Here is a 13,894-nt window from a genome sequence, read left to right as displayed (position 1 = left end):
GAAAACCTCCCACCTCTCAAAACGAATATGCAACGGAGAACTGAATCCTCCGCGCCGGGCTCGATGTATTGACAGAACGACCGAAGGCTGGGGCCTCCAGTAACCGTACAGGGATGCCAAAATGTGAACGATTCAACAGATTAAATGCTTCAGTACGAACGACGAGCTGGTGGCGGTCGCCTATACGAAATTGCTTACTGACAGCCATATCCAACGTCGCCGTTGCTGGAGCGCGAAATGTATTACGCCCGACCGCTCCTACTTTTCCGCTCTCAGCCAACAAACTGGCCAAGGTGACGCCACGTGCCAGCTCGATTCGCACGGGTCCCTGATTGCGCACAATCAATCCAGCCGTTCGATTCAACCGATCCGTCAGATTGCCGTCTTCGTTGACATCAATGGTACTATTGATGGTGAACGGTTGACCCGATTGAAGCGTCAGGATGCCGGCCAGTTGCCAATTCCCTTTCATCCAATGCTGCCCTCCGTATGGAATGTCCCAAATGGCATGCGCAACAGCACGGTAGCGGCTGTCAAAACTGGATGAGGCCCGTTCGGCGCGTAGGTGACGACTATCTTGCGGCAAAGCATACGCGCCTCGCGTGTCGAACAAATCCGAGGCATCGTCAATAGCGTGAGAGTAGGTGAACGCCGCGCTGAATTGAAAGCCGCGAGCGTACCGTCGGCGAACATCCAGTTGCAGCGAATGATAGGTAGACGCGGCACTACTCTCAATCTGTTCATGTGGCACCAGGACGCGATCCACCGGGACCTCGCGTTGCGGAAACAGAGCGAATAGGTCAAAACCGGGCAGTGAGGGCGTTCCTGATGTCACGCCGGCGCCGATCAATTGAATGATTCGACTCAGCCCTCCATCCGGCGTGGTCAACCGTAGCAATCGAATACCGCGTGTGCCGACGTAAGCTGCCGACACGAGCAGATGTCCCGGCCATTCATGCTCGAGCGTGAGACCGTATTGATGCGCGTAAGGAACCTTCAATCCGCGCGGCAGCGAAAACGGCAGCAATAACAAATTCACATCCGTCGCGCGCATCAGGAATTCTTCCGGCGCCACAGCCAGCTTGTTGAGCGTGCCTGGCGTTACCAACGTCTGCACCGGCAGCGCAAAGTCGGCCCGACCTTCAAGCAATAGTAAGTTTTGCGCGAAGAAATCCGTCGGCAGCGTATGGAATTGCTTGGTAACCGTGCCCAAAAATTGATCGAAATAGAGGCCATACCCGCCCCGCAGGATGGTTCGTCCGCGACCCGTTACATCCCATGCCAGGCCGACACGCGGCGCGAAATTATTTTCAACGAGGAAAAACGGCGGCTTCACCAGGTCCACGAACTGCTGGAACGCTGGACCAAATCGCTCGAAGAAGGATTGTGTCTCAGCCAGCGAACGATCGAGGCGATTGCCAACCAGATCAGGTTTTGTGTTCAACTCATATCGAAGGCCGGCAGTCAGAATGAATCGTGGCAGGCGAAATTCGTGATGAACGAAAAAGTTATATTGCGTGAAACGAATTCCTATGTGCGTATTGGGAACAGTCGTGTTGGCCAACGTCTGGAAGAAGCCGCTGGGCGCGCCTGCCGCCGCGAGTGTAGCGCCGGAGAGGAATGGTTGCTGCACATTGGCAGGGATGCCCGGCACGGAAAATGGATTCAGCACGCCGTTGAAGACAAGCCGTGGCCGGAAATTTCGATCCACGAAGCTGTTGATCTGCGTGCGGCGCACGTCTACGCCACCGGTGAAAATATGCCGCCCGCGAACAAATGTGACGGTGTCGGCTGCCTGGAATGTGTTGTTGACGCGGCCTTGTGGGAAGTTAAAGACATCCACGCCAATCGGACTGAAGCCGGCCAGGTGAATCTGACCGACAGGCCCGGTGAGGGTTTCAGTTTCTGTCAGAAAGAGCAGCTCTGGCCGGCTCGAACCAGCAGCGAACGTCGGTGGCTGCCCCGGCGTGGTCACATTCAGTAACAACGGCGCGTTCAGCAAAAACGCCTGATCCGACGGCGCGTCACTGAGGCGCGACGGCAACAAAAATGGATCGCGCACCTCGGAAAAACGGAGGCTCGTGCGACCATAGGAAAATCGCGCCGTGCTGGACGTCGTATTGGAAGGCGTCGTGTTCAGCAGTAGCGAAAGATTTTGCGTGCGCACTTCTGGGCGCAACGATGAGAACAATGCGTCGCCTGTTGTTGGCAGCACGCTCTCGTCATCGGTGAAGTTGTAGCGCCCCGTTAATGTATGTGTCCAGTTTCTGATCCAGCGGAAGTTGTGATCCAGTTTGCCAGAGAAGATCGTTCCCGTTCCGTCCGCCGGCAAGATGGCTGTGTACGTGTTCGGTCCGTATGGGCCGAGGGGATTGTTGGGAAACGGAAACAAGCTGAGAACGGCATTGCCCGGTAGCGACGCGGGCGCTGCCAGTGAGCCATCGGTCAACGTCAAGCCGCGGTCACCCTGCTCGAACAGGCCTCGTTGAGCAACAGTCGGCACAGCGAAGTGAGATTCCACACTGGCGTGCATCTCCTGCCGCTCGAACGAGCCGAAGAAGTACGGTCCGCTGGACCGCACCGGCCCGCTGATGACCAATCCACTCTGCACACGGGTGAACGGATTTTCACCGCCGGTGGGATTGCGTTGAACACCCACACCATCTCTGACGCGAATCGGCCCAAGAAAACTCGAACCGAGATCGAATCGCACCGGCGTTCCGCTCAATGTTCCATCACCGGTAATAGGAATCTCCCGCCGCAAACCGCCGGTAAATCGCTCAGCCTCGAAATCGAAAACGTCGCGCGCATTCAATCGGCGATCGGTGAAAAAGCCATAGAACGCGCCATGCAGCTCGCGCCCGCCATATTGGGAGACCGCATTGACCTGCGCGCCCATGTTGCGGCCAAATCGAGCATCGGCCAGGGCAGTGATGATTTGAAATTCCTGCACGCTTTCAATCGGCTGCGGCACGAGCGACACAAACCCTTGCCGGCGAACGCCCACATCTTCTTCGTTATTATCCGAGCCATCCACGGTGAAGTTGTTGGCGCGGCTTCTCAACCCATTGACGGCGAACTGACCCGAAGAGCCAACGCCCGAACTGATGCCAGGGCCCTGCGTGCCAAACGACGCCGGTCCGGGAAAAACGCCCGGCGATAACAATGCCAGTGAATCAAACGTGCGAATGCCCGGCAGCGGCAGCGATCTCAATTCTCGCTCTGAGAAAAGGCCGCGCCGAATCGCATCGCCCAGATGAGCGCCTGCCGCTGCTTGCGCTGCATCAGGCGACGGCTCCAGTCGAATGAAGCCCACTCGTTTCACTTTCTCCTCAGGCCTCACTCTGACAGCAATCGTCTGTTCACGATACCGCTCCGTGCCAACGACGACCGAGTATCGTCCCGGCTCACTGACCTCAATGACGAACTGACCGCGTTCATCGGTGATCGCAGAAAACGTGGCATCCGATTGATCGGATAACACGACCACCTCGATGCCGGGCAGCGGATTCCCTTGCCTGTCAACCACAACGCCTGTCATCACAGGCAACGCTTGCTCAGCTTGCTCAGCTAACATCAGGCGGGTGTCTGCGGCCGGTTCGTTCATCGGCTCCATGCGCAGCACGACTTCCAGGAATCCGTCTGGGTGCACATTCAGAGAAGTGCGGCGAACCGGTCCGGGCGCGGCGACGACCCGTCGCAGCGGAATGGGATTGGGCTCGGCAATATCCTTGCGATCACCATGAATCTCCAATCGCGGCTGGAAAATCGGCTGCCCTGTTTTGGGGTCTTTCCGACACTCAAATTCGACTTGCGCCTCGTACCCCGGCTTGTAAATCTGCAAGCACCAGACACCAATTTGCAGTCCGGTGATCTGAAAAACGCCATCGGCGTTGGTCTTGACCGGTTTTTCGCGGAAGCCTGTCTTGCGATTGATTGGGCGGACGATCACGTTGGGTACGCCTTCTCGCCGTTCGTTGACGACACGGCCTTCGGCGACATATCCCGCCACCAAGTTCTGTCCATAAGCCGGCGCCAGTGCCATACTCAGTAACAGCGGCATCACACCGCCTACTTGCCAATTTCGCGCCGTCCTGATGCAAACTCGTAATGCGATCCGCGCGATCTTCATTTCCTCATTCAGCAACAGTACGGCATCTTATCAACAACCGAGCTTATTGTTTGATGACTTGAGGCGAGTTGGTGAACATTGTAGCGACAACTTGTGCTGATCGCAACCTTAGGGCGAGTTTTTTTCCCAATGTGGTCCAACGGCCTTGAGGATATTGATGCTCTCTACCTTCACCGTTTCGTCACCGTTGAGCAAGCCAAAGCCAATGGCGCCGTAGCGGTAACGTGGATACTGCGGGTCTGGCCACAGGCGGATCGTGTACGGTCCTTCAGTTTGATCGCCGCGATCACGGATAAACTCACATTTGAAGACATACTCCTCGGCGGTGAACTCGATCCAGTAAAAGTCCTCCGGCTGAGGTTGATCAAACGCGGTCAACGTTTGCATCGTTTGAATAAACGAACCTGGTTGCGGATACGCAGCATTGTAAACGTAGCCGCGAAATTGAGCAGTCTCCTTATCGGTTTGCGGGAAGCTCAACTCAAACAGATAGAAGTCCCGACGATTGGGTTGCACCCGAACAGCCCACTTGATTTTTGTGCCTCGCTCCACCACGACGCCGAAACGCACGACAAAATCATAGAGCATCGTTTCTCCCAACATCGGCAGCGTGCCTAGCTCCGGCCCACGCACGAGCAGTGCCCCGTCATGTTCACCCTCCGCGCCACGCACAAAGCGCCACATCGCGGGAATGGCCCATCGCTTATCCTTGGGTTGACCGTTTTCCAGTGTCATATCTACCAACATGCCCGGATCGTTGATGATCCATGGCTCGGGCAACGACTCGCGCGCGGTGAACAAACGCCAGGCTATAACCATGACCACGATGATCGCAACGGCGACGAGGATCATCCTGCTGCTGAACCGACGCGGCGACGATCCGAGCAGTTCCTTGCTGGAGACATGAACTGTTGGCGGAATCTCCGCGGTTGAACCCACAGGAAGCTGTTCAGGCTGTGTGATGGCCTTTTCCAACTCGTCGCGCAACTGCAAGGCCGTTTGGTAGCGTTTGTCGGGGTCTTTGGCCATCGCGCGAAACACCACGCGTTCGACGCTGGCTGGCACGTCTGGGCGCACCTCGCAGATGGAGGCCGGTTCAGCGTTGATATGTTGTGTGAGAATAGCAAACGGCGTGTCGCCCTTGAACGGCAACGAGCCGGTCAGCATTTGATACAAGATGACGCCGAGCGAATAGATGTCTGAGCGCCCATCAATCGGCCGGCCGGCGCATTGCTCTGGCGATAAATACTCCACCGTGCCGAGCACCATGCCGCTCTCGGTGGCCGGATCCGCCGCTCGCTCTGGCGCGTACTGCTGAAGGAACTTGGCCAGGCCGAAATCCAACACCTTCGCCGTCTCAGCCTCGCCGGAAAATCGCTGGACAATGATATTACTGGGCTTCAAATCGCGGTGAATGATGCCTTCTTCGTGGGCATAATGCACTGCCGAGCAAACACACTTCATGATGGAGAGCGTCCGCGAGAGCGACAGCTTCCCTTCGGCCAGGATCACATCGTTGAGCGGTTTGCCTTCAACATACTCCATGACCAGGAAAGGACTATTGTTCTCCGTGACGCCCACATCCACCACAGACACAATATATGGATGATCGAGCTTGGCCAGGGCGCGGGCTTCGATCTCTAATCGCTTCCGGCGCTCGTCGCTAATCTGCCGCAGAATCTTCACAGCGCGTGGTTTTCCCAGCCCTAAGTGTGTTGCACAATAAACCACGCCAAAGCCCCCTTGGCCAATCTGGCGGTCAATGCGATATTTCCCACCGATCACTTGGCCGACCAGTGAATCTGAGGCGATTGATGCGCTCATAAGGCAACCGGGCTTTCCCTCATCGTCCAATTCAAGTCATGCAAATTACGCACAAAGCATAGCACACTCACCAACCAGATTGAAATCAGATTGCGGTCTGCCAATGGCCGATTATAATAGGCCCTTCACGATTCAGATTGAATGGTTTCATATCGTCGGTGACGACGCCCAGAAACGATGAAAAACACCACAGGCAGGAATGCCTGTGCTACTTTTTCTGAGGAGTTTTACATGCCGTCTGGACGACGCCCAGAAACGATCAAAAACACACAGGCGGAAACGCCTGTGCCACTTTTTCTGAGGAGATCAAGGACAACGTTTATGAGCACACTGGTCGAACTAGCGAATTCCTATGTTCAAACGGAAACGCCGAAGTGGCGTGAGAAAGCTGCCGAACGGATCAGTCAATTGAAAGCCAAGTATGGGATTGGCGGAGGGTGGAAATTAGTGCAGCCCGGCCCGCTGTGGGAAGCCTGTGAAATTTGGCTAGATGAGACCCGACAGTTCGGATTGGCGATCATTGATCATGTTCTTCAGCAACGCGGAGAATCGCTGGCTCCAGACGACGTCGAAGCGTTCCGCCGATTCATCTACGAGTGGGCGCAACGCGAACAGGAAGACTACATCATGCCCAGCTTTGAAGCGTTCATGGCTGAGCGCGGCATCAAAGTGCCGCAGCAAGTGGGCAACACGCGCGAACAAGTTCAATACCGCATCGCGCAGATGACCAAGGAATTTCTCATGAAAATCTTCAAGGCCAGCCGCACGCAGGCCGCATAGCAAGTGCACGGCTTTTTGCCCTTCACGAGCTAGAGCGATTTCAATTCATTTAACTTGGGAGCACTACGCCTGGCGGGCTGAGGCACGCTGGAAGCGTGGGCTTCTAGGGTCAACTCGCTCGTATACCGACCTAATACCAATTGCGGAGAAAAAGACCACGTTTATGGAGCCAAAAACGTGGAGTGGGATGACGTGGAGGCGGCGATCGGAATCGAACCGATGCATAGAGGTTTTGCAGACCTCCGCCTTACCACTTGGCTACGCCGCCTTGATATTGCCTCTCACTTTCAAGCATCCGATTGACGTGTGATTGGAGTGTGGAGCGGGAGACGGGATTTGAACCCGCGACTTCAACCTTGGCAAGGTTGCACTCTACCGCTGAGTTACTCCCGCTCACATCACGCCTTCAATTGTATTCACCTGCCCTGATTTGTCAAGCTGGACTGAGGCCGGCATTTGGTCACCACCAGCCGCAGGCAGCGAGCTTTCGCTTCCTATGCTCGCGGTTCATCACACACATCCAATTACACCACCTACTGCGTAGATACGAGGCTGGGCGAAAGCATGACAATACCATCTAGGAGGAAAGGCTATGAACAACACTAGAGGATTACTCTTGTGCACCCGGAAGGCACTTCTGGCGTTGGTACTGAGCGTGATCTGCTTGACGCCTCTTATCAGCAAAGCCACCAGTGGCAGCGATACGTTGTACGCCATTGACAGTAACAACAACCTCATTCGCTTTAGTTCCGGCAACCCCGGTGAGGTTGTCATGGTCGGCCCGACGCTGCCCTTTGTTGGCATTGATTTTCGTCCCGCCGATGGCAAGCTATACGGCATCACGGATGGCGCGATACCAACGATTTACGTCATCTCAACCGAAGACGGCCGCGCGACTCCCGTGGGCAGCCCGAGCAGCACGCCGTTGGATGGAGACTCCTTCGGATTTGACTTCAATCCATTGCCTGACCGAATTCGCATGACCACGGATAATGACGCGAATCTGCGGCTTAATCCCAACAACGGTGCTTTGGTGGCCATAGATGGCCGCTTGAATTACGTGGCTGGGGGTAAGGTTCACATTGTGGCTTCGGCCTACACCAACAACTTCGGGCCATCGCCGCGACAGATGCCCGGCACAACGCTCTACAACATTGATTCGCTGCGCGACGCGTTAGTCATTCAGAATCCACCCAATGATGGTGTGCTCAATGTTGTCGGCTCGCTTGGCATTGATGTCAATGCGCAGACAAGCTTCGACATCGTGGGCGCGGACAATGCAGCCTACCTGAGCGCCGTGCTTCCGGGTGAGACTGTCAGCACGTTGTTTTCGGTCAATCTGACAACCGGTCAAGCCACCGCCATTGGTCGGATCGGCGCCTCAGGTCCAATCCAAGCGATGGCGGCGGTTCTCCGACCATAGTTCCCCTGCGAGGCGGACACGATTCTCTGATGAAGCAGTGTCGTGTCCGTCTTTTTCTCACCCCCGCATGATCTCTTGCCTATTGTCACGAGATTGATTATTTTCCTGGCCACAACAATGAAGCGATTGGGGATCATAGTAGGCGTTCTGGTGGTCAGTTTGGCGGCGTCTGTCGGCGCTCATGATACATTCCTCAAATTTGATTCCTATTTCCTATCGCCTGATTCGTTAGTCACGGTGAACCTGCTGACCGGCACTTTTCAACAAAGTGAAAATCCCATCGCGCGAGAGCGCATGCGCGACGTTAGTCTGATCACGGGTCAGGGCAAGCGTATCCACCTGCCGCTGACGGCGTGGCGGGATGAAGACAACATGTCACGACTAGAATTGCGGACGGCAGCGCCGGGCACGTATGTCGTCGGTGTCGCGCTGTACCCCAAAGAGATTCATCTGAAAGCGGAAGAATTCAACGAATATCTGGAGCACGATGGTATCCCCGATATGCTCGTTGAACGACAGAAGCAAAATCGCCTCGGCGAGGATGCCCATGAGTTATACTCCAAACATGCCAAGGCGATCTTTCAAGTGGGCGAGCGCCGCACTAAGAGTTTCAAGCAGCCATTGGGGTACGCGGTGGAGATCATTCCGCAGCAAAATCCTTATACCGCGAGGGTCGGTCAAACGATGTCGTTTCTGTGCACCAAAGATGGCAAACCGATTCCTCGGCAGTTTGTCATAGCTGGCTGGGAAACGCCTGATGGACAAACCGGCTCACTCTCAGGGCGAACCGACGAGCAGGGACTTGTACGCTTTCCGTTGAAGATTGCCGGTCGGTGGTACGTCAAATTCATTCACATGGTCTCACTGACCGGTCAGCCAATCAACTATGAGTCGAAGTGGGCAACGTTGACGTTTGAAATAAGGTAATCGTTGTGACGCCTGTTCCTGGCCAGTATAATGGCCGGCCACCCTTTGCGTGATAAATGGCTGTATGCTGACGCACAGAAGCAAGAAAGCGATATTTTTGGAAGCATGAAAATGGTTTGAAGAAATGGTTCATGTGCGAACGCACGCCATGGAAAATTCTATTTGCGAGTGAGGTCATGGCATGAAGCGTTTTCGATTGAGGTTGATTCCCTCGTTACTGTTGCTGGTCTGCGGTGGCGGCACGGCGCTAGCCCAGACCGAGCGCACCGTCGCCGGCGTAGTTGTCACATCCAGAAACGAAGCCGTCGTTGGAGCCAGGATTATCGTTCGTTCAGCGTCAGCCGAACGAAGTACGACCAGCGGCGCTGACGGCAGTTTTGCGTTACCGGCTCCGAACGAACCGCTCATCATCAGGGTTGAAGGCAAACACATCAAGCCGCAACAACGAGAAATCGGCGCAGGCGAAGCTGCCGACAATCTGAGAATCGAAATCACCTACATTATTCCGCCGATTCACGACAGCATTGTCATTCAAGCGTCGGCGCTGGAGCCTCGGATTGAACGGCGCAACGAAGCAGTGTATCGTGACACGCTGTTTTCGCGCGATGATCAAATCTTCTTCACGCTGGACGCCGGCATCAACGCTGGTCAACACGAAGGAGGGGGCAAGTCGCTGGAGATTCGCCGGTTTGGATTCAACACCGATCATGGCGGGGTCAATGGTGGGCTGAAGGTGCTGATTGACAACGTGCAACAAAACCAGGGGACGCAAGGTCACGGACAAGGCTACCTGGGTCAGTTGAAATCGCTCACGCCGGAATTGGTTGAAGAAGTCAATATCGTCAACGGTCCGTTCAGCGCCGAGTATGGCGACTTTTCTGGTCTTGGCGTGGTTCACATCCGGTTACGTGAGCAGTTGCCTGATCAACTGACCTGGCGTGTCCAAGGCGGTCGCTTTGATAGCTTCCGGAGCTTTCTGGCCTACAGTCCGGCGTTGAAATCGGCTCGCTCATTCATCGCCTACGAAGCCTCGCGCACGGACGGTCCGTTTCTCAATCCGTTGCGTTACAAGCGAGACAACTTGACCGGCAATTACACCTGGCAACGGCGCGCCGGTGAAGCCATCGGCTTCAAGATGAATCTGAGTCGCAATGACTTTTTCTCGTCAGGGCAAATTCCGTTGGACGAAGTGGACGCCGGACGCCTCGACCGCTTTGGCTTTCTCAATCCGTTCAACGGTGGGCGTGTGCGTAGCGGCATGGCTGGCATGTACTATCGCAAGGAGTGGGCTTCGGGCGATTCATTGAAACTGGATGGATTTGTAGCGCGCTCTTTGTTCGATCTGTTCTCTGATTTCACGTTCTTCCTCAACGATGAAGAAAACGGCGACGAATTTCAGCAGCACGATTCGCGCTTACAACAAGGCGTCAACGCGCAGTACCTGAAGCCGTACACGCTCGGCCAGCATCAGGCTTTACTGACACTCGGTGCTAACTTTCATGACAATCAAATCAACGTCGGGCTATACAACACGGTCAAGCGTAATCCAATTGCCACGGCCACCAAAGCCAACGCTCATGTCACCAATGGCGCTTGGTACGTGCAGCAGGGCATAGACCTATGGCGCGGTCATGTGCACCTGGAAGGCGGCTTGCGATTTGACTATTTTCGCTTCGACGTGGATGACAAAATCATGCCGAATTTGTCCGGCACACAAGGGGCATCGCGCTTTCAACCCAAGGCGGGCCTGGCCGTGGTACCGACAGACCGCATTCCGATGACACTCTACTTCAACTACGGGCGTGGCATCACCAGTCAGGATGCTCGCGGCGTTGTACAGCGACCTGACAATCCACGCATTTCGACGACCGATTTTTATCAACTCGGCACGGCATACAGTTGGCGGCGGCTTTCGCTCAGCAGTCATCTATTCTGGATTGATCGCTCCAACGAGCAAGTTTACATCCCCGACGATGGCAGCATCGAATTTCAGGGCCCGAGCCGAGCCTACGGCTTTGAAGCAAGGACATCGGTGCAATTGCTGCGCCACCTGAGTTTCAACGGCGGCCTGACCAAGGTTGGTAATGCCTTTTTCCGCGGCACAACGCCGCGCGTTTACGTTGATCGCGCGCCACACGTCGTGTCCAATGCTGGATTGACGTTGACCGATTGGCGCGGGTTCACCAGCTCGTTACGATTTCGCTATATCAACAGCTACCGTCTGGATGGCGAAGACCCTACGATTCGCGCATCAGGTCTCACGGTTCTGGATTGGAGCCTGGCCAAACGAGTGCGCCGCTGGATCGAGTTGAACATGTCCATTGATAATCTCACCAACAAGCGCTACTACGAAACGCAAAACTATTTTGAATCCCGACTGCGACCTGGCGATCCGGTCATCGCGCGGATTCACGCGACGCCGGGCTATCCCATCACGGTGACGGTCGGCGTCACGTTTCGCCTGTTCGCTAAAGATTGATTGGCAAGGCCCGCGCCATTCAATCACAGCCGACCAGCGCTTTGGCTGGCGTAGGCTCCCATGAAGAGCCGTCTTTAGCGCTGCGTCGCGCTCAGCGGCTCAATGGAACATCGCTTCCAGTTGCCGATGCGGTCAATCTTTGATACTGTATCCGCGCTATGGAACAAGCGCCCATCTTGGTCGAAGTGACGCGAGCAGACACGGTCGAGTCGCGGCATCGCGGCATGATCGCCGTCGTCAACAATCGAGGCGAGCAGATTGCTCATCTTGGCGACACCGGGTTCGTCACATTTCTGCGTTCATCGGCCAAACCATTTCAAGCCATCCCTGTGTTGACCAGCGGCGCTGCCGAGCATTTCCAGATCACTAACCGCGAGCTGGCCATCATTATCGCCTCACATAACGGATTGGACATTCACACGGATGCTGTTGCCGGCTTGCTGGCGCGCGCCGGCTTGCGCGCTGATATGCTCAAATGCGGCGTTCACCCTCCGTATGACAAAGCAAAAGCCAATGAACTCGGGCCTCATGGCGCGACGGTTCTTCACAATAACTGTTCGGGTAAACACACCGGCATGCTCGTCGTATGCAAATTCCTAGGCTATGACCTGGCCAGCTACGATCAACCGGATCACCCGTTGCAACAGCATATCCTGAGCTTACTGGCCAGATTCGCTGACATGAGCACAGGTGACATTGCCATTGGCGTTGACGGATGCGGCGTGCCGACGTTCGCTCTTTCGCTCTACCGGATGGCGCTGTTGTATGCTCACCTTGTCAATCCGAACGAAGACCGGTTGGAACTCCCTTTGCGTCAAGCGTGTGCGCGCGTGACCACAGCCATGATGGAGTTCCCCGAAATGGTCGGCTCAACACATGGGCGATTCGATTCTGACTTAATGAACGCAACACGCGGGCGACTGATCGCCAAAGTTGGCGCTGAAGGCGTCTACACGGTCGGCGTGATGCCCAATCAGCAGTATCCGACTGGATTGGGCGTGTCGGTCAAAATTGAAGATGGCGACGATCGCCGTGTACGCGCGATGGTTGTGTGCGAAGTGCTCAAACAGCTCGGCGTGCTGACCAATGATGAACTTGAGCAATTGACGCATTGGCGCCGTCGCGATGTGAGAAATCGGCGAGGCGAGGTGGTGGGTCACATTGAGCCTGCCTTTCAGTTGAGCTGGAGTTGTCGCTCATGAACGAAGCTCTTCGCGCGCTATTCCCCATCACACAGCATTATGTTTATTTGAACCATGCGGCGGTCGGCCCATTATCCGTCCGCTCGCTCCAAGCGATACAACGGTTCTTACAGGAAGCCACCACGGAGGCTGGGTTGAAGTGGATGGCGTGGATGCAAGAAGCTGAGCGCGTGCGCCAGCAAGCAGCCCGATTGATCAACGCGAAGCCGTCAGAGATTGCTTTTATGCAGAACACATCGGCGGCACTGTCGGCCATTGCCAACGGGATTGATTGGCGCGTCGGCGACAATGTTGTCAGTTGTGGTTGTGAATTTCCGTCAAACATCTATCCCTGGATGCGGCTGCAACAGTATGGCGTGCAACTGCGCCTGGCGCCGGAGCGCGACGGTCGCATCGAGACGGACGAGCTGCTGTCGCTGGTAGATGAGCGGACGCGCGTCGTCACCGTCAGCTTCGTTCAGTTCATCAACGGCTTTCGCATGGACCTGTCAACCATCGGCCACTTTTGTCGGCAGCGCGGTATTCTGTTTGTCGTTGACGCGATTCAGGGGCTTGGCGCGCTCCGTCTGGACGTTGAGCGAGACGCAATTGATGCGCTGGCGGCTGATGCGCACAAGTTCCTGCTTGGCCCGGAAGGCATCACCATCATGTACATCTCCGAGCGAATCATGCCGCTGATTCAACCCACAATTGTTGGTTGGACGTCGGTCAAAAATAGCTTCGACAAGCTGCTCGATTATGAGTTGAATTACCGCGACGGCGCGCTGCGTTATGAGCCTGGTTCATTGAACTCAATGGGCATCCATGCATTGGGCGCATCGCTTGATCTGTTTCTGGAAGTGGGCATAGATCGCATCGAGCAGCATCTATTGAATCTGACCGATTATTTGGTTGCAGGCTTACGGGAGAAAGGCTATCGCGTCATCAGTTCGCGGCGACCGGGCGAGGCTTCGGCGATTGTCTGTTGCATGCACGAGCAGGTTCCGGCGGTCGAGCTGCATCGCCGGTTGCTTGCCCATCGCATTGTCGTGGTTCAGCGGCTTGGGCGGTTGCGCATCTCGCCGCACTTTTACAACACGTCTGAAGAGATTGACGCGCTACTGGAGCACCTGCCATAGCGACGGTCT

General features: G+C 55.6%; 8 protein-coding genes and 2 tRNA genes. 6 read left to right on the top strand and 4 right to left on the bottom strand.

From position 1 onward, the window contains the following. Window positions 1-16: 16 nt before the first annotated feature. Both NZ823_02725 and NZ823_02720 read right to left on the bottom strand, forming a co-directional pair. Window positions 17-4,063 carry a carboxypeptidase-like regulatory domain-containing protein gene (locus NZ823_02725; protein ID MCS6804039.1) on the bottom strand — a complete coding sequence of 1,349 codons (4,047 nt, stop codon included), beginning with the start codon at window positions 4,061-4,063 and terminating at the stop codon, window positions 17-19. A 177-nt stretch (window positions 4,064-4,240) separates the two neighbouring features. Then, entirely contained in the window at window positions 4,241-5,956 is a 1,716-nt protein-coding gene (locus NZ823_02720) for a serine/threonine protein kinase (protein MCS6804038.1), read from the bottom strand. Window positions 5,957-6,277: 321 nt separating this feature from the next. Between NZ823_02720 and NZ823_02715 the strand changes: the two genes are divergently transcribed. Further along, window positions 6,278-6,736, top strand: a complete 459-nt coding sequence (locus NZ823_02715; protein MCS6804037.1) for a hypothetical protein — start codon at window positions 6,278-6,280, stop codon at window positions 6,734-6,736. A 193-nt stretch (window positions 6,737-6,929) separates the two neighbouring features. On the opposite strand, the gene NZ823_02710 is transcribed toward NZ823_02715, so the two are convergent. Both NZ823_02710 and NZ823_02705 read right to left on the bottom strand, forming a co-directional pair. Continuing rightward, a tRNA-Cys gene (locus NZ823_02710) sits at window positions 6,930-7,004 on the bottom strand. A 50-nt stretch (window positions 7,005-7,054) separates the two neighbouring features. Continuing rightward, window positions 7,055-7,129 (bottom strand) — tRNA-Gly (locus NZ823_02705). A 199-nt stretch (window positions 7,130-7,328) separates the two neighbouring features. Here NZ823_02705 and NZ823_02700 point away from each other — a divergent pair. From NZ823_02700 to NZ823_02680, 5 genes are all read left to right on the top strand, one after another. Further along, a complete protein-coding gene (locus NZ823_02700; GenBank protein MCS6804036.1) occupies window positions 7,329-8,159 on the top strand; it encodes a DUF4394 domain-containing protein in 831 nt (276 codons plus the stop codon). Between the two features lie 117 nt (window positions 8,160-8,276). Continuing rightward, window positions 8,277-9,086 carry a DUF4198 domain-containing protein gene (locus tag NZ823_02695; protein MCS6804035.1) on the top strand — a complete coding sequence of 270 codons (810 nt, stop codon included), beginning with the start codon at window positions 8,277-8,279 and terminating at the stop codon, window positions 9,084-9,086. A 181-nt stretch (window positions 9,087-9,267) separates the two neighbouring features. Next, the gene (locus tag NZ823_02690) at window positions 9,268-11,565 is read left to right on the top strand and encodes a TonB-dependent receptor (protein ID MCS6804034.1); all 2,298 of its coding nucleotides are present in this window, start codon (window positions 9,268-9,270) and stop codon (window positions 11,563-11,565) included. 158 nt (window positions 11,566-11,723) lie between these two features. Beyond that, the gene (locus NZ823_02685) at window positions 11,724-12,767 is read left to right on the top strand and encodes an asparaginase (GenBank protein ID MCS6804033.1); all 1,044 of its coding nucleotides are present in this window, start codon (window positions 11,724-11,726) and stop codon (window positions 12,765-12,767) included. Then, window positions 12,764-13,885, top strand: coding sequence for an aminotransferase class V-fold PLP-dependent enzyme (locus NZ823_02680; GenBank protein MCS6804032.1), 1,122 nt, complete (start codon window positions 12,764-12,766; stop codon window positions 13,883-13,885). The genes NZ823_02685 and NZ823_02680 overlap by 4 nt, the downstream gene beginning before the upstream one ends. Window positions 13,886-13,894: the final 9 nt, after the last annotated feature.

Source organism: Blastocatellia bacterium (assembly GCA_025054955.1).
In the GTDB taxonomy this organism is placed as follows: Bacteria; Acidobacteriota; Blastocatellia; order HR10; family J050; genus JANWZE01.
The sequence above is the reverse complement of the archived record's forward strand: the minus strand, read 5'-3'. Positions and strand labels throughout refer to the sequence as shown.

Excerpts from the sequence above, each read along its gene's own strand:
- NZ823_02725 (MCS6804039.1), bottom strand. The coding sequence starts at position 4,063 with ATGCCGCTGTTACTGAGTATGGCACTGGCGCCGGCTTATGGACAGAAC.
- NZ823_02720 (MCS6804038.1), bottom strand. The coding sequence starts at position 5,956 with ATGAGCGCATCAATCGCCTCAGATTCACTGGTCGGCCAAGTGATCGGT.
- NZ823_02715 (MCS6804037.1), top strand. The coding sequence starts at position 6,278 with ATGAGCACACTGGTCGAACTAGCGAATTCCTATGTTCAAACGGAAACG.
- NZ823_02700 (MCS6804036.1), top strand. The coding sequence starts at position 7,329 with ATGAACAACACTAGAGGATTACTCTTGTGCACCCGGAAGGCACTTCTG.
- NZ823_02695 (MCS6804035.1), top strand. The coding sequence starts at position 8,277 with ATGAAGCGATTGGGGATCATAGTAGGCGTTCTGGTGGTCAGTTTGGCG.
- NZ823_02690 (MCS6804034.1), top strand. The coding sequence starts at position 9,268 with ATGAAGCGTTTTCGATTGAGGTTGATTCCCTCGTTACTGTTGCTGGTC.
- NZ823_02685 (MCS6804033.1), top strand. The coding sequence starts at position 11,724 with ATGGAACAAGCGCCCATCTTGGTCGAAGTGACGCGAGCAGACACGGTC.
- NZ823_02680 (MCS6804032.1), top strand. The coding sequence starts at position 12,764 with ATGAACGAAGCTCTTCGCGCGCTATTCCCCATCACACAGCATTATGTT.